12 protein-coding genes and 2 pseudogenes are annotated in these 16,535 nt (G+C 51.1%); 7 read left to right on the top strand and 7 right to left on the bottom strand.

Annotated features, from left to right (window positions below; translation table 11 throughout):
- The first annotated feature begins 153 nt into the window (after nt 1-153).
- Nucleotides 154-387, top strand: coding sequence for a hypothetical protein (locus IEW70_RS02385; RefSeq protein WP_188646342.1), 234 nt, complete (start codon nt 154-156; stop codon nt 385-387).
- Nucleotides 374-1,930, top strand: a complete 1,557-nt coding sequence (locus tag IEW70_RS02380) for an FTR1 family iron permease (RefSeq protein ID WP_188646341.1) — start codon at nt 374-376, stop codon at nt 1,928-1,930. The genes IEW70_RS02385 and IEW70_RS02380 overlap by 14 nt, the downstream gene beginning before the upstream one ends.
- A gap of 169 nt (nt 1,931-2,099) precedes the next feature.
- On the opposite strand, the gene fdhD is transcribed toward IEW70_RS02380, so the two are convergent.
- The 5 genes and pseudogenes from fdhD to IEW70_RS02355 form a co-directional block, all read right to left on the bottom strand.
- Nucleotides 2,100-2,891: a formate dehydrogenase accessory sulfurtransferase FdhD gene (gene fdhD, locus IEW70_RS02375; RefSeq protein WP_188646683.1), complete on the bottom strand. Its 792-nt coding sequence runs from the start codon at nt 2,889-2,891 to the stop codon at nt 2,100-2,102.
- A 29-nt stretch (nt 2,892-2,920) separates the two neighbouring features.
- Nucleotides 2,921-5,272, bottom strand: coding sequence for an FdhF/YdeP family oxidoreductase (locus tag IEW70_RS02370; RefSeq protein ID WP_188646340.1), 2,352 nt, complete (start codon nt 5,270-5,272; stop codon nt 2,921-2,923).
- A gap of 542 nt (nt 5,273-5,814) precedes the next feature.
- A pseudogene (locus tag IEW70_RS02365) lies at nt 5,815-6,559 on the bottom strand (YjiH family protein); the annotation flags it as partial.
- An 11-nt stretch (nt 6,560-6,570) separates the two neighbouring features.
- On the bottom strand, nt 6,571-6,966 hold the full coding sequence (locus IEW70_RS02360) for a VOC family protein (protein WP_229751766.1): 396 nt from the start codon (nt 6,964-6,966) through the stop codon (nt 6,571-6,573).
- 252 nt (nt 6,967-7,218) lie between these two features.
- Complete coding sequence (locus IEW70_RS02355) at nt 7,219-8,790, bottom strand: sigma-54 interaction domain-containing protein (protein WP_229751764.1); 1,572 nt, start codon at nt 8,788-8,790, stop codon at nt 7,219-7,221.
- A 192-nt stretch (nt 8,791-8,982) separates the two neighbouring features.
- On the opposite strand from IEW70_RS02355, the gene IEW70_RS02350 reads away from it, so the two are divergent.
- The 3 genes and pseudogenes from IEW70_RS02350 to putP all read left to right on the top strand — a co-directional run bounded on the left by IEW70_RS02350 (nt 8,983) and on the right by putP (nt 13,341).
- Nucleotides 8,983-9,897 carry a proline dehydrogenase family protein gene (locus IEW70_RS02350; protein ID WP_188646337.1) on the top strand — a complete coding sequence of 305 codons (915 nt, stop codon included), beginning with the start codon at nt 8,983-8,985 and terminating at the stop codon, nt 9,895-9,897.
- Between the two features lie 148 nt (nt 9,898-10,045).
- Entirely contained in the window at nt 10,046-11,593 is a 1,548-nt protein-coding gene (gene pruA, locus IEW70_RS02345) for an L-glutamate gamma-semialdehyde dehydrogenase (protein WP_188646336.1), read from the top strand.
- Between the two features lie 285 nt (nt 11,594-11,878).
- Nucleotides 11,879-13,341: pseudogene (putP, locus tag IEW70_RS02340) on the top strand (sodium/proline symporter PutP).
- A gap of 142 nt (nt 13,342-13,483) precedes the next feature.
- Here the strand turns inward: putP and IEW70_RS02335 are convergent.
- On the bottom strand, nt 13,484-14,140 hold the full coding sequence (locus IEW70_RS02335; protein WP_188646335.1) for a LytR/AlgR family response regulator transcription factor: 657 nt from the start codon (nt 14,138-14,140) through the stop codon (nt 13,484-13,486).
- A gap of 266 nt (nt 14,141-14,406) precedes the next feature.
- Here IEW70_RS02335 and IEW70_RS02330 point away from each other — a divergent pair, with 266 nt between their 5' ends.
- Together IEW70_RS02330 and IEW70_RS02325 are read left to right on the top strand one after the other, a co-directional pair.
- A complete protein-coding gene (locus IEW70_RS02330; protein ID WP_188646334.1) occupies nt 14,407-14,784 on the top strand; it encodes a cupin domain-containing protein in 378 nt (125 codons plus the stop codon).
- Between the two features lie 44 nt (nt 14,785-14,828).
- A complete protein-coding gene (locus IEW70_RS02325; RefSeq protein ID WP_188646333.1) occupies nt 14,829-15,332 on the top strand; it encodes an acyl-CoA thioesterase in 504 nt (167 codons plus the stop codon).
- 81 nt (nt 15,333-15,413) lie between these two features.
- Here the strand turns inward: IEW70_RS02325 and IEW70_RS02320 are convergent, their stop codons facing one another.
- Nucleotides 15,414-16,076 carry an FMN-dependent NADH-azoreductase gene (locus IEW70_RS02320; protein WP_188646332.1) on the bottom strand — a complete coding sequence of 221 codons (663 nt, stop codon included), beginning with the start codon at nt 16,074-16,076 and terminating at the stop codon, nt 15,414-15,416.
- Nucleotides 16,077-16,535: the final 459 nt, after the last annotated feature.

Raw genomic sequence — 16,535 nt, 5'->3', positions numbered from 1 at the left:
CACAGAGATAATTGACAGAAGATCCAACCCCGCTTATAATGATAATCGTTCTCATTAACATTCGAATAAAAAACGGAGTCGTGCCGTTTTTTAATGTTCTTGAAAAAGATACGTGCAGTACATATCTGCGGGAGATGTTGAGGAGGGTACATCGTGACACAGGCAAACTGGTTCCGGTGGCTGTTGGCTGCCATTGTTGTGGTGCCGCTGTTAGGCAGCCAACCCGTATCAGCAGCGGAAAAGGAGGTTTCAGTAGAGTCATTGGAAGAGCATCTCCATCTGGCGATGGAAAAAGCGGAAAAGAAAGAGATGTCCGCTGTGGCCAAGGAGATGGATGCTTTTCATGAAAAATGGGAGAAAGTCGAAGAGGGGATTGAATTCCCCTAAAGATTATGAAGCGATCGAATCTGCGATGGCCCAGGCAGAAGCACTGTTAAAGAGCCCCCATCCCGATCCAAAGGCTGTCTCTCATGCGTTGGAACAATTAAACGAAGCGGTAATGTCCTATGAAACCGGGGGGACATCAGAGAAAGGCACTCATGAAGAAGCCGGGAAGAAACTGAAAAGCTTCCTACCCCTGCTGCATCAAGCAGAGGAAGCGGCCGAAAATGGACATTTCAAGAAAGCGGAGCAGGCCTACCATGAATTTCATGAGGGGTGGGAACAGGTCGAGGCCGGCATTCGCTCCGAAAATCCGGGGGCATATGGTGAGATTGAAACCAAGATGGCCGGTGTGAGTGCTGCCTTGAAAGCCTCTCCCCCCGATAAGAAAGAAGCTGCGGCTGCCCTTCACGGACTGTTTGAAGAAGTGGAGCACTATGGGGATGAGAAAGGCGTTGCTTCCAAAGAGAAGGGCAGCATCCAAACCCTGATCCATGAACTGAACGAGGTACAGGAAGCGTTGAACAAAGGGGATATCTCCGCTGCCCGGGCGGATATGGTGGAATTCATTCAGATTTGGCCGTCCATTGAAGGACAGGTCAGCACCAAGTCGGAAGAAGTATATACCCAGACGGAGAACAACATGACCAAAGCCTTAAGTCTGTTGTCTTCTAACCCGCCCAAAACCGGGGAGGCCAAGCAAGTCATCTCTGAGATGAAGAAAGGCCTGGAGCCGCTGGCTCAAAAAACGTCCTACTCTGCTTGGGACGCTGCGATCATTCTCTTGCGGGAAGGGTTGGAGGTTCTCCTGATCGTCGGTGCCCTCCTCGCCTTCCTCAACCGTACCGACAACAACGATAAACGCGGTTGGATTTGGGGCGGTGTCGGCGCGGGGATTGCAGCCAGTTTTGCCTTGGCATTTGTGCTGACCACCCTGTTCTCTGTCGCGGTGGCCGGTGAAGAACGGGAGTTTCTTGAGGGGATTACCGGCTTGATTGCCGTGCTGGTGATGTTGACCGTGGGTGCTTGGTTGCACAGCCGGTCCAATATCGCAGCATGGAACCAGTTTATCAATGATAAAGTGGGCACGGCCTTGGCCCGTGGCAGCCTGTGGTCCCTGGCTGGTGTGTCGATGCTGACCGTCCTTCGGGAAGGGGCGGAAACGGTGATCTTCTACCTGGGGATGATCGGTTCGATCAGTACACAAAATCTAATCCTGGGAATCGGAGCTGCCACGCTGATTCTGGTAGCACTGGGAATTGCGATGATCCGATTCAGTGTCAAGCTTCCCATGCGTCCTTTCTTCCTCACCGTCAGCGCTTTGATCTATTATCTCGCCTTTAAGTTTACGGGTGAGAGCATCCATGCGCTGCAAGTGGTGAAAAAGGTGGAATCCACCCATATCACCGGTGTGCCGGAGCTCGAATTCTTCGGTATGTATCCGACCCTGGAAACCATAGCAGTCCAAGCGGTAGTGTTTGGAGTCATCCTCCTCTCCGTCCTGTGGACACGACACAAGCAAGCGCAAAGTGTGGCTTCGGAAGCATAACTTTATATCCTGAAAACCATGTCCAATAGATGATCGGAACGAAACCTCCTGGTTGACGGATGGCAACAGGAGGTTTTTCTGTGTCGTTATCTAATGGTTGGGAGTTTGTTCTTTTTATAGCAGCTGCATCTCTATCTTGGCGGCCCGTATAAGAAGTGATTCCAACTTTTCATTGTTGAGAGAAAACAATCCGTTCCCCGTGTGTGTACACATTCATCTTTTCCCCGCGGATGAATCCGCATACGGTGATGCCGAGGTCTTCCGCCAAGTCGAGGGCGAGGTCGGTGGGAGCCGATTTGGAGAGCAGGATTCCGATACCGATTTTGGCGGTTTTCAGCAAAACTTCCGACGAGACGCGGCCGCTGAATGTGATCAGCTTGTCAGACAGGGAGATGCGGTGCTGGAGACAGTGGCCGTAAATCCGGTCCAGCGTATTGTGGCGCCCGATATCGGTATAAGAGATAAGCAGTTGATCCGGTGTACACAAGGCGGCATTGTGTACACCGCCCGTCTGATGGAACGCCTCGGAGGCTTGTTGCAATTTCCGTATCAGGCGGATGCACTGGGCAGGAGTAACCTGCAGGCGGCTCATCACGGTTTTGGCGGTTCGGGCATCGCTCTGAAAATAAAACTGCCGGCTTTTCCCGCAACAGGATCCCACGATTCGCTTGGAATGGGCAGCGGCAGTCCGGGAAGGTGGATGGCTCAACTCTACATAGGCATAACCTTTATCGCGGTCCAGGGTCAGCCCTCGGATCTCCTCCATGGAACGAATCAGGCCTTCCGATGCCAAAAAACCGATAACCAGTTCTTCCAAGTCAATCGGTGAGCAGACCAAAGTGGCGAATTCTTCCCCGTTCACCATCATCGTCAGGGGAGTCTCTCGAACAATGCGGTCCTGCTTCTTCTCCGGATGGTACGCCGCTGCGGTGTACCGGTGGATGATCCGTTTTACATCGATCTCTTTTGGCTGTGGATGTCGCGGCTTTTTCACCCGATCTCCATCTCCAATTCTTCCACACGCTTCTCCGCATACCGAAGATCTTTCTGAGCATGGAAGGTTTCCGCTTTTTCCAAAATGACGGGAGTATTGTATTCCGGGATGCCGGCATGTTCCTCATATACCCCTTGTGGGATGAGGCAGTTGCCTTCGGGCCAGTGAACCTCCAGGTTGCCGGGCCGGATGTTCACAAAGCGGGCTTTTCCCTGAAAACGGCCGTGCCGGTTATACACCACAACCGGTTCTCCTGCAGAGATACCCAGTCGTCGGGCATCTTCTTCATTCATCAGCACATCGTAACGGTCGGCTTCATTGAAGGGATCGGTGTCCGCATAGATCATGGAATTGAACTGTTTTCCCCTTCGTGTGGTGACAGAAAAATGCTCTTTTGCCTTCCGCAACTCCGGCAGCTCGATCGGAATCAGATTGCCCCGGCCATCGGGTGTGGGACACTCACCGCCCTCACAAAGCCAAGCTCCGCCCCATTGAAAGACATCTCCCTGCTGATTCAGGTGCTGAATCCCATCATAGTTGGAAGCGGCTTGAGCGATTTCCTCGCGGATTTCTTGTGCGCTTTCCATTTGGATCAAATGCTTCGCTTCCGGTTTGACGCGGGAAGCCAAGTCCATGTAAATCTCCCACTCTGCCCGTGCCTCCTCTAAACGTGGGCCGGGGATTTCCGGTGAAAAGTAGACCATCCGCTCGGTGGAGGTGGAGGTGCACCCGCCGGGTTGCTCATACCGGGTCATCGCCGGCAGGACGATGACCGCTTCTTTGGCATCGGCCAGGGTAGAGGTGTTAAAAATAATATCTTGGTGCACACGCACTTCGATATTCTCCAAGCATTGGCGGACAAAATCCGGGTTGGGCATCGTTTCCAGAAAGTTGCCGCCGGAGAGGTAATACACCTTCGTTTTTTGTTCGTGATCGTCAGGCAGTAGCGCATTTTCCAGAGAAACTCCGACGATATCTCCCTGCCAGCGGGGAATGGCGAAGCCCCACACTTTTTCTACCCGGTTCACCGTCTCCTTCTCAAAACCTCCGCCGGGCAAGCTGAAAGGATCGGCGCCCATTTCCCCGGCGCCTTGTACTCCGGAGTGGCCCCGAATCGGCATGACGCCACAGTGTTCCCGGCCGATGAAGCCCCGCAGCATGGCCAGATTGGCTACTTGGGAGACATTGTCCGTGCCGAAACGGTGCTGGGTGAGCCCCATGGACCAGACAAAGACGCCCGATTTGGCATGGGCCAACAACTCGGCGAACTGAATCATCCGTTCTTTAGAAACTCCGGAAGACCGCTCCAACTCTTCCCACGCATACCCGAGGACATGTTTTCGCAGGGATTCAAAACCGTTGGTGTGGGCTTGAACAAACTCGTGATTGATGGCAGAACCGGGGGAGACTTCCTCCATTTCGAACCAATGTTTCATCACCCCGTTCATAAAGGCGATATCTCCGCCAATGTTTACTTGGTAAAAATCATCGGCGATTTTGGTGCCAAACAGGGCGGAATCAGGAATGGAGGGGATCCAGTAACGGTCCATCGATGGCTCGTGGTAGGGGTTAATAACGATGATTTTAGTCCCTTTCCGCTTGGCAGCGTACATGTACTTGGTAGAAACCGGCTGGTTGTTGGCCGCTGCCGACCCCCAGAATACGAGCACGTCCGTTCCGATCCAGTCCTTGTAGTTGCAGCTGGAAGCACCGATGCCGAGGGATCGCTTCAGCGCCGTTTTGGACGGAGAGTGGCAAATCCGGGAGGCGTTGTCAATATGGTTGGTACCGATGAATCGGGCTGCTTTGGCTGCCATGTAATAGGTTTCATTGGCGATCCCCCGCGAAGTCAGGTAGAAAGCCAGCTGCTTCGGGGAGATGTCCCGGATCTTCCCGGCAATGCGGTCCAATGCTTCATTCCAGGAGAGACGGCGGAAACGGCGTTCCTCTTTTTCCCGGATCAAGGGGTACGGGATTCGGCCCAACTGACGCAGCTCGGTGCTGTTCTTCTGCCGCAACTCCTCGATGTCGGCGTGAATCGTCTCCGGTTTCATCGCCGGCATGGTGTTAAGCCGTAAGACATTGAGCCGGGTCGTGCACAGGTGGGGACCGGTCAAGGTTTGATCTTTCAAACCGGCCACACCCAGGGCGCACCCATCACACACCCCCCGGGTCAAAATGCGGGTGGCATAAGACAGGTTGTCCCGGTTTTCCCAGACTGCTTTCAGGGTGTCACGAATGTGGCGGGGCTTGATTTTGCCCAATCCGAAAGGCACTTTGCTTACCCAGAGGTCAGGGTCCGGTACCTTGGGAAGGGAGATCGGCCCGGTGTGTTTAGTTTTGCCCATGGGAATACCTCCTTAAACTTAACGGATAAAACATAGGGAGTTTCCCGTTTGAATGAGCTTTTCTCCCTGCGAGCAGCGGTTTCCTTCTCGATCTTTTATAAACGAATGGAAAGTGAAGATGGATTTGGTTCAATATGCAAGAAGCTGCTGAAGCTCGGGAAAAGCAAAGCACATCTCTCCTCAAGGTCGCTAACCAAAGGAAGGTTGCACGAGCGTGTCTGGTCATTCAAGCTTTTTCGATAGAGGAGGAGGGTCGGTGTAAATCGGCGAAGATACTTTGCGCTTTTTGTAAGAGACCGGAGACGGCTATACCGGACCCCCTATAACAAAGGATCAGACCGACCCTCATCATGCACTTTGGAGAAGGTCTGCTATGTGATCAGCCAAAAAGCGAGCGGTGTTGCCAAGATGAGTGTCAACACGGTCCGCTCCAGCCAGATAACCACAAGCTCCCGGATGGTGACGGGAATTTCTGTGGACAGGATGCACGGGATGGAGGCGGAGAAAAAAAGAATGGAGGACACGGAGAGAACGGCGCTACGAATCGGCCAGATACGTGCCGTGATCGCAGTTACCAGGAAAGTGACCAGCAGAGTCGTCCAGAAATACATATTCCAGTATGCCATCAGGTTCAAGGTTTTGGCGACGATGATCATAAAGGTGGCGGAGACGGTGGAAAAGCCGGTGGCGATAATGACCGCCTCCCGGGTGGTGTACTTCCCTTCCTTGTACAATCGGTTGGTAATCAGAAGGGCGATGGAGTAACTGCCGACAAAAGAAGCAACATCAATGGCCGACCGTCCGGGTGGGTGTTTTCCAGATGATGCGCATGACGGGCCGCATCCAAACGCCGACAAATTCCAGCAAGCCATACCCTACTAGCAGCGCCAAAAAGATCGAGCCCAACGGCACCAACAGCCCGACCGGGATCACCAGCTTCTCAAAAAGAAAAAGACCCGTATCCGGGGCCAGCACCCAAGCCGGTCCGATCTGAAACACCAGCATTATCGCTACGGCCAAGCCCACGAGTTTCAACAGCGAAAGAACAACTTCTGTCCGGCTGTTTTTCCATCGGCCTTTCCAAAAGGGAGAGAGTGCACCCAAGGTAATAACGAACAATGCGTAATAAGGAGTAAAGGGTGCAAAGTGTCGGGTAATCGCAGTAACCAAGTGATCCAGAGGAATAGAGGTTTTTCCTTGCCAGGGGATCGGGACGAAAAACATGAAAATACCGATGAAGCTGTACAGCAGCAGTTTGAGAACGGGAGAATAGGAGGGGCCATTCAGTCGAACGGCTTTTACAATCCCTGATTGATCTCGATTAACGTCCCGTCCGGATCCCGAAATTGAGCGGACCGAATCCTCCAAGCCTCCCGGGAGGTCGGTTCCGCAACAAAGTGAACCCCTTGTTCCTTCAGACCGTGGTACGTTTCATCCACATTTTCTACTCGAAAAATGATCACCACCCGGTCCATCGCTTTCCGTTCCAGCGGCAAGTGATCATTTCCCACCGCCTCGGCCATTTGCCGCCGATCAAACAAAGCCAGTTTGGCGTCGCCGGCGTCGAAGTCGGCGTACAGGGACTCTTCATCGCCCCATAGAACCGGAAAACCCAGTACGTCCCGGTAAAAAAGAAAGCAGTCCCGGTAGTTTTTCACTAACAAGCGGGTATGGGTCAGTTGCAAAGGGTTCACTCCCTATTTTCATTTGTCTTAGTAACTATTCGGGCAGGTGATTTTAAAGGCCTTCTGATGGGGGACAAATTTCCCCCTTTCCTCTTGTGGTTGCCTCATCTCCACTTCATCCGTTTTCGTTACAAAATATTGTGTCAACGGCGGATACGTACAAGGTAATCTGATTTAGTGTGCTATGGTGGGAGGTATCGGTTACAACCTATTAGCGCCGGTATTCCACCGGCGCCGCTTACTTTAGCGGAGACAATCCTGTTACACCCTAGTGGACAAACCATACTTCTTGATTTTGTTATATAAAGTAGCTCGGGAAACTCCCAACAGTTTGGCTGCTGCAGATTTATTGCCGTATGTTTTCATCAGGGCGCTTCGGATCTGCATCTCTTCACTGTCGGCCGGCAGTTGTTCTAGGGCGGAAGCACGAACGGATTTGTTTTCTTTCTTTTTTATCAGATGGTTGGGAAGATGATGGGGTTGAATCACCTCTTCATCGACCAAAATCATGATCCGTTCGATGGTATTGCGCAGTTGTCGGATATTTCCCGGCCAATCATGGTGCAGCAACAGATACATCACTTCCGGATCGATATCGGGAATCGGTTTGGAATATTTGACGGAAAACTCTTTTAAACAGAGCTGGATCAGTTCCGGGATGTCTTCCATTCTTTCGCGCAAAGAGGGGATGGGGATTGAAACGACATTTAACCGGTAATATAAATCTTGTCGGAACAACCCTTCTTCGATCATTTTTTCCAGGTCTCGATTGGTTGCAGCAATGATGCGCACATCGACGGGGTTCGGTTTGTTTCCTCCGATCCGGTAAAATTGTTTTTCCTGAAGCACACGCAATAACTTTACTTGCAGATCCAGCGGCATTTCACCGATCTCATCTAAAAATAAGGTTCCTCCTTTTGCAATATCGATCTTTCCTTTTTTACCCTCCTTGTTTGCGCCGGTGAAGGCCCCTTTTTCATAACCGAACAACTCGCTTTCAAACAACGAAGCCGGGATCGCACCGCAGTTAATAGCGATAAACGGCCCCTCTGCACGCGGGCTTGCCTTATGAATGGCGCTGGCGAATAATTCTTTTCCGACGCCGCTTTCCCCGGTGATCAAAACGGGGACATCGGCGGCTGCCACTTTTTTGGCCATGCCTACTGCCTCGCGAAGGGCGGGACTTCTGCCTTTGATTGGGTGGAAGGGATCCGATTGCTTCTTATCCATTTTCCTCTCTAAATCCTGTATATAAGCGGTAGTTGCGGAAAGCTCCTCATTCAGCTTGACGACGTCGGTAATATCCCGTTCGACAGAGATCCCGCCGATAATGGATTGATCCATCACTACAGGCAACGAATTGATTAACACGTACACATCCGGGTAAGGTTGATGGTACTTTCGTATCACCCCTTTACCGTCTTTGAGGGTGGACATGACTTCGATGGAGTCCTCTTCAAAGAAGTCGGTAATGGGTTTACCCACGATCTCGTCATGGGAACATTGGAAAATTTCCTCCGATTTCGGGTTCCAGGAAACGATATTTCCTTCTCCGTCCACAGCAGTAATCGCATCATCGACCGCCTGAAGCAGCGTTTCATAATAGGCCAGACAGATTTTCCACTGTTTAAACACCGTTTGTACGATATTGGAAAAAGGGATCCATCCCACGTACGTTCCATCGGTATCTTGGAGAGCGATGTCTTTTCCTACCTCCAATGGATCGAGGTCGGACAGCAGCTGATCCTTTGGAAGGGTTTTCATTTTGTCGCTGTCTAACGACGCATTCCAAGGCAACGAAAGGGTATGAAGCGGAATCTGTTGCTTTAACATCATCAACCACCCTTTACACCGAGCTTGTCCTATACGTCTTGTATAGATATTATACACTTTTGTAGATCAATGGACACTTATGTTTAAAATTTTTTACACCTTACTCTCTCCCTGTCCCATCAGGTTCACCATTCCTTTGGCATGACTTTTGCTGAGAAATCGGATAAAAGAGTGTCGTTGGAGGGGAAGAGGATGATTGAAACCATTTCTAAAAATATCTTTCTATATGCTTCGCAAAGCAGGGCGCTGAATACAGCGGCGAAGAAATGGGGGTTACGCTTCGGTGCTTCCCAAGTAGTTGCCGGGGAAACCATTGAAAGCGCGATGAAAGCGGCCAAATCACTCAATGAAAAGGGCCTGGTGTGCACCGTTGACCACTTGGGTGAGTTTGTTTCCAGCCGGGAAGAAGCTTCCGAGGCGACGGAATACTGTATCCGTACGTTGGATTCAATCGCTGAATCAGGGGCTCAGTGTAATCTGTCATTGAAATTAACCCAACTCGGCCTGGACATTGATGTAGATTTTTGTTTGCACAATATGCGTCGCATATTGGATACAGCGAAGAAGCACCAAAATTTCGTGCGGATCGATATGGAAGATTACGCTCATTGTCAGATGACTTTGGACATGCTGCGGGAGTTGCGCAAAGAGTACGAGAACGTCGGAACGGTAATCCAGGCTTATCTGCATCGATCGCTGCAAGATGTGAAAGATTTGAAAGGGGTTCCCCTTCGCTTGGTAAAGGGAGCTTACAAAGAATCCCCGGAAGTGGCTTATCAAGACAAGAAACAAGTGGATGAAAACTATATGCGGATCATCCGGGAACATTTGCTGAGCGGAAGTTATACGGCGATTGCCACCCATGATCACAACATCATTGCCAAAGTGAAGGAGTTTGTCGAAGAGCACGGGATATCCCGCGATCAATTTGAGTTTCAGATGCTGTACGGTATCCGAAAAGAAATGCAGGTCCAATTGGCGGAAGAGGGATATACGATGCGCGTGTACATTCCCTTTGGAAACGATTGGTTTGGTTATTTTATGCGCCGTTTGGCAGAAAGGCCGCAAAATGTGGCTTTTGCGATAAAAGGGTTATTCTCAAAATGATGCGCATTTGATTGACAATTGTGTAAACCTTTAGACACTTGGTTGACACTTGTGTAAAAAAGAGAACGGATTATGGGGCGGATATTTGGCATGTAAATTGCTTTGATTTAAGAGGGGAGCAGAAAAATCAGCGAAAGGAGCTTGATCCATGACCACACCGTATCAACATGAACCCTTTACCAACTTTCAAGTGGAAGAGAATCGCCGCGCATTTGAAGAGGCGTTAAACAAAGTCGAAGCATCTTTGGGCCAAGATTACAGCCTGGTGATCGACGGAGAACGGATCTCCACCGATGAAAAACTGGTATCCGTCAACCCGGCCAATACCAATGAAATCATTGGCACCGTTTCCAAGGCCAATCAGGAGCTGGCTGACAAGGCGATTGAAGCCGCTTCCAAAGCTTTTGAAAGCTGGAGAAAATGGGACCCGGTTGCACGGGCTGAAATTTTGTTCCGTGCCGCTGCGAAGATGCGCCGCCGGAAACACGAGTTTTCCGCTCTGTTGGTAAAAGAAGCGGGGAAACCGTGGAAAGAAGCGGATGCGGATACCGCGGAAGCGATCGATTTTATGGAATACTATGCCCGTCAAATGATCGCCCTGAAAGACGGCAAACCGGTGAACAGCCGGGAAGGGGAGATCAACAAATATATCTACCAGCCGATCGGTGTAAGCGTAGTGATTCCGCCGTGGAACTTTGCTTGTGCGATTATGGTGGGAACCACCGTGGCACCGTTGGTTACGGGCAATACCGTTTTGCTGAAACCGGCAGAACCGACACCAGTGATCGCGGCGAAATTTGTGAATCTGATGGAAGAAGCGGGGCTGCCCAAAGGAGTGCTGAACTTTGTCCCTGGAGACCCGGTGGAAATCGGCGAATATCTGGTGGACCACCCGAAAACCGCTCTCATCAGCTTTACGGGATCCCGTGCCGTGGGAACACGGATCTATCAGCGGGCTGCGATTGTCCATGAGGGACAATTCCACTTGAAACGCGTGATCGCCGAGATGGGCGGAAAAGATACCGTGGTAGTGGACAAGGATGCGGATCTGGATTTGGCGGCGGAATCCATCCTGACCTCGGCCTTCGGTTTCTCCGGACAGAAATGCTCTGCCGGGTCCCGCGCGGTGATTCACCAAGATGTATACGACGCCGTGTTGGAAAAAACCGTTCAATTGGTAAAAGACATCACGGTGGGTGACCCGCGCTTCCAAGAAAACTGGATGGGTCCGGTAATCAACCAAAAAGCCTTTGACAAAATCATGGGTTATATCGAGATTGGAAAAGAGGAAGGCCGGTTGGTGATCGGTGGCGAGGGAGACGACTCCAAAGGTTATTTCATCCAACCGACGATTTTCGCCGATGTAGCTCCCGATGCCCGGATCATGCAAGAAGAAATCTTTGGTCCGGTGGTAGCGTTTTGCAAGGCCAAAGATTTTGACGAAGCGCTGGAAATCGCCAACAATACCGAGTACGGGTTGACCGGTGCCGTCATCACAAGAAACGCTGAGCACATGGAGCGGGCCAAGCGGGACTTCCATGTAGGCAACCTGTACTTTAACCGGAATTGCACGGGAGCGATTGTGGGTTATCACCCGTTCGGTGGTTTCAAAATGTCCGGAACGGATTCCAAAGCAGGCGGACCGGATTATCTGATTCTCCATATGCAAGCCAAAACCATCAGTCAAATGTTGTGAAGAAACAACGGGAGCAATCTCTTCCTTAAAAGAGGTTGCTCCCATTTAAAGTAAACTGACGGATTTTTTAAATCAATCATTTATTGACGGATTTTTCTTGTTGATTCCGGATGTAAGGGTATTATAATTTTGTCGGGAGTAAGCGGGAAGCTTTCCCCACGCCGCTGGGGAAGGGGAATGACGGCCCCTTGGCGGTCCGCCCATTTTCTCCAAAAGCAAGAACAGAGGTTTTGTTGATGGTACAATAATTCTTAAGGGGAGTCACTCAATGAGGGGGGGAGTTAGATGGAGTATGGAGTCATTATATCGATCGGCATTTATTTAGTTGGCATGCTGGTTATTGGTTATTTTGCATATAACCGGACATCCGATCTGTCCGACTATATGCTCGGCGGACGAAATCTCGGGCCGGCAGTCACGGCGTTGAGCGCCGGGGCATCGGACATGAGCGGATGGCTGCTGATGGGGCTTCCGGGTGCGATGTATGCCACCGGATTAAGCAGCGGATGGATTGTGGTCGGGCTGACTCTGGGCGCCTACTTGAACTGGCTGTACGTGGCTCCACGGCTGCGAACGTATACGGAAGTGGCCAACAATTCAATTACCATCCCGGACTATTTTGAAAACCGCTTTAAGGATGAATCCAGGGTTTTGCGGATTGTTTCCGCGCTGGTGATCTTTGTCTTCTTCACCTTTTATACGTCATCCGGTATGGTTTCCGGCGGTGAACTGTTTAAAAGTTCCTTTGACATGGATTATTTGTGGGGAGTATGGATTACAGCCGGAGTCGTAATCTTGTACACCCTGTTTGGCGGGTTTTTAGCCGTCAGCTGGACGGATTTTGTCCAAGGAACGATTATGTTTATCGCGTTGATTCTGGTTCCCATCGTGACTGTGATGGAGGTCGGAGGGATCGGGGCCGCCTTCAGTGAAATTCGCTCGATAGATCCGACACTGCTGGACGCCTTTAAAGGAACGAGCGTAATCGGCATCTTCTCTCTGCTGGCGTGGGGGTTGGGATATTTTGGTCAACCCCATATTATTGTGCGTTTTATGGCTATCAACTCGATCAAAGAGATGAAACAGGCTCGTCGCATCGGGATGGGGTGGATGATCTTCTCCCTCGTAGGAGCCATGTTTACCGGTCTGATCGGAATCGCCTATTTCAGCCAAGCGGGCACCAAGTTGGACAACCCGGAAACCGTCTTTATCGTGCTGTCCAAAGTGCTGTTTCATCCGTTGATCACAGGCTTCCTTCTGGCTGCGATCCTGGCTGCGATCATGAGCACGATTTCGTCTCAGTTGCTGGTAACGGCCATGCCTTGACGGAGGATTTTTATAAGGCCTTTTTCCGTCGTTCGGCTACGGATAAAGAGCTAGTTTTGGTTGGACGCCTGTCCTTGCTGGGAGTCTCTCTGATCGCACTCTACTTGGCTTTAAATCCGAATGAAACGATTCTAAACTTGGTCGGTTACGCATGGGCCGGATTTGGTTCCGCATTTGGACCTGTGGTATTAATCAGCTTGTACTGGAAGCGGATGAATAAATGGGGAGCCCTGGGCGGAATGATTACCGGTGCGGTGACAGTGATCATCTGGGAGCAAATCAAGGCCTTTGATGAGATCTATGAGATGATCCCCGGATTCATCGCCTGCACGATCGCGATTTTTGTGATCAGTCTGTTGTCCAAGAAGCCCGATCCGAAGATGGAAGCCGAGTTTGACGAAGCGGTGAAGCAAGTCAGCTAAGATGAATGACAGATGAATCTAACTGCACAAGAAAAGGCGTTATCCCCTGCTTTATTTGGGGATAACGCCTTTTTGTTTCGGTTTCCCGTACGGATCTACAGAATTCAAATTCAATACACAACGTTACAAGTATCTCGCCTGTTCAGAACCCCAGAGTTTGTCTTACCAGGCGGAGATAGCGCTGGCCTACGGGGAGTGTGGGACGATCCGGAGTCGCCAGTTCGACAAGGAGGTTGGAGGCGATGTCTCGGTGCAGCTTGCTGATCCAATCGATATTGACGATGTAGGAGCGGTGGATGCGAAGGAAGGAATCGGGCAGCCGCTCTTCAAGGGCCTGCAAACTGTGGACCGTGATGTAACGGTGTTTCCCGTGCTGGAACCAGGTCTTTTTTTGCCCGCTTTCGAAACAGGGGATTTCTCCCACGGGAACGGGTTTCCAGATGTCATCCAGCTGTCCGGTCACATAGCGCAAGGGCGGCTGGGTGTTCCGCCTGCTCGGCGGCAAGATGACCGTCAGGGAGCTGAAGGATCCGTCCGGCCCTTCCATGGGATACCCCATTCCATAATAGGGAATGCCGAAAACGGAATCGTCCACCAGGCACTCGACCCGTTTTTTGCAATGGAAGACCCGATTGCTGATACTCCCCGACGGCACCGGCTGGCCGGGTCGGATGGGAAGTCCGTATTGCCCGGGCTCGTATTCGACGTACTGGGCGTTTTCCGCGATGGCAACGGAAGCTTCCGGAGGTACCCAGTCATGAAGGAGCTCCTGGACGATGGACATGACTGAGGAGTGCACGGGCTTACACCTTCCTTTCATTCCCGTTCTTCGATCCTCATTCCTATTATAAGTGGAAACTTTTTTTATGAAAACCGCCTTCTCGTTCATCCTCATCGACATCTCATATTCGGCTCCTATTTTCCGAGTCTATCTCCATATATGCCGGTTTGTCGCAAATCGGGGACGGATCATCGTTGATATGGTAAACTTCCCCTTCAGAAGGGTGACCTTTCCACCCGTCGGCCCCCGAATGGGCCGACATGTTTCATAAAGGATGATGGACCATGAACATCTATCGTTTTGACCGAGAAGTCGGCACCCCCGTAGAGCAGTTTGGAAACACCGGGGTCACGTTGTCCCGGATCCTTCTCACCGCGGGCCCCGCACAGGTGAGCTGCATCCACCTGGATCCGGAGGGACGAATCGGAGAACACCGCGGGACAGCTCCCGAGCTGTTCCTGATTGTCGAGGGCGAAGGCTGGGTAAGCGGGTCCGGACAGGAACAGATCCCGGTTCGGGCGGGGGAAGCCGTTTTCTGGGAACGGGGTGAGCAACGCAGCTCTGGTACCCGGAAAGGGATGACCGCGATGGTCATTGTCGGGGATTCGGTGGAACCGCGCCGTTTTCTCACCGAATGCCGGCGTGTTCCCCTTACCGTATAATCCTATTTTTTCCTTTTACAACGAACTTTGGAGGTGAACCAGTAATGGAAGCCCGTTACAGCAAACAATCCCGCACTATCAAAACCTCTCTTGTCCTCCCGCCGGACATCAACCACATCGGCACCATGTTCGGGGGCAAGGTGACATCCTATATCGATGAAGTAGCCGCCATCGCCGCCACTCGACACGCGCAGCGGACGGTGGTGACCGCCTCCATGGACCCCGTCGACTTTCTCTCCCCGATCAAACGGGGGGATGCCGTCACCGTAGAGGGCTTTGTCACCTGGACGGGACGCTCTTCGATGGAAGTCTACGTCAAAGTAATCTCCGAAAACCTCTACAGCGGGGAGAAACAGTTGACCGCCACCTCTTTCCTGACGATGGTCGCTCTCGACAAAAACGGCAAACCGGCACCTGTCCCGCGAGTGATCCCAGAAACCGACGAGGAAAAATATCTTCACCGCACGGCTCCGGAGAGGCAAAGACGGAGAAAAGAACGGAAGCAGAGCTTTGACACCAGTTTTTCTCTCCCGATAAACGGAGCCTGAGGAGAACGGATCATTGCCGGAAAGGCCAACAGAAAAAATAAAAGCCGGGCGGGGATTACCCTGACCCGGCTAATTATAGGTTTAAGCGTTTGCAGTTGTTTCCTCCCGGGCAAATCTCTTGGCTGCTTCTCTAGCACGCTCCATTGCTTTTGCTTTAATGTTTTCCGCTTGATCGGGCATTTGGTTCATACCTTCTGCGATGATGGATTCGACATCCGTGATTCCGATAAAGTTCAGAACGGTTCGGATGTAACGATCGCCAAATTCCATTTCTTTTGCGGGTCCTTCCGAGTAAATTCCGCCGCGGGCTTGGATGTGAACCGCTTTTTTACCGGTCATCAACCCGACGGGTCCTTCCTCCGTATATTTAAAGGTTTTACCCGCAATACAAATGGTATCGATGTATGCTTTCATTTTCGGAGGGATACTGAAGTTCCACATAGGGGTCACAAATACATACTTATCTGCGTCAATGAACTGCTCGGTGAGTCGCTCAATGGCACTTACTTTCTTTTTTTCATCCGCGGAGAGTTGATCAAACGCAGTTCCCTGTTGAAGTTTTCCCCACCCGCTGAAAACATCCGTATCGATATACGGGATATCCGTTTGATAAAGATTCAGCTCAATGATTTCATCCTGCGGGTTTGCTTGGCGATAAGCGTCTATAAAGGCTTTGCCGATGGAGAGGCTGTAGGATTGGTCTTCGGTTTTGGGGTTTGCGGTGATATACAGTACTTTGGCCATTTATTCATCGTTCCTTTCCGATGGAAGATCATTATTATTTGGGTAAAGAGGATCATCCGCTTCAGTGGGGACTTTAATCACGATCATTTTCCTAAGTTCGTTTCAGTCTCGGTTGCTGCGTTCAGTCGGGATAAGCGGACCTGATCATTTTGTCCGTCCCTTCCAGACAACGCTTCCCCTGATCGTCAAGGCTTGCCAAAGAATAACCGGTGGGAACGGTGTGTCGGATTCCAATCACATCCCGCATCTACACCATCTGCGGCCCGATTAGACCGGAGATCCTTCACCTATATTCGTTCCATCCATCCGGGTTACAGCGCTGTATCCCAATGGCCTGTACTTCATGACCATTTGCGGGAGATCGTTGGAAATGCATCCTCTTCATATAAGTTATAAGCTGTGTTCTTTTGAAAGCTTTATTCCGATACGGTTACAAACCCGATTTGGAACCTCTTCATA

The organism is Marinithermofilum abyssi (genome assembly GCF_014641195.1).
In the GTDB taxonomy this organism is placed as follows: Bacteria; Bacillota; Bacilli; order Thermoactinomycetales; family DSM-45169; genus Marinithermofilum; species Marinithermofilum abyssi.
The sequence above is the reverse complement of the archived record's forward strand: the minus strand, read 5'-3'. Positions and strand labels throughout refer to the sequence as shown.

Coding starts and splice junctions, on each gene's coding strand:
- IEW70_RS02370 (WP_188646340.1), bottom strand. CDS start 5,272: ATGGGCAAAACTAAACACACCGGGCCGATCTCCCTTCCCAAGGTACCG.
- IEW70_RS02355 (WP_229751764.1), bottom strand. CDS start 8,790: ATGTTAAAGCAACAGATTCCGCTTCATACCCTTTCGTTGCCTTGGAAT.
- IEW70_RS02350 (WP_188646337.1), top strand. CDS start 8,983: ATGATTGAAACCATTTCTAAAAATATCTTTCTATATGCTTCGCAAAGC.
- pruA (WP_188646336.1), top strand. CDS start 10,046: ATGACCACACCGTATCAACATGAACCCTTTACCAACTTTCAAGTGGAA.
- IEW70_RS02330 (WP_188646334.1), top strand. CDS start 14,407: ATGAACATCTATCGTTTTGACCGAGAAGTCGGCACCCCCGTAGAGCAG.
- IEW70_RS02325 (WP_188646333.1), top strand. CDS start 14,829: ATGGAAGCCCGTTACAGCAAACAATCCCGCACTATCAAAACCTCTCTT.
- IEW70_RS02320 (WP_188646332.1), bottom strand. CDS start 16,076: ATGGCCAAAGTACTGTATATCACCGCAAACCCCAAAACCGAAGACCAA.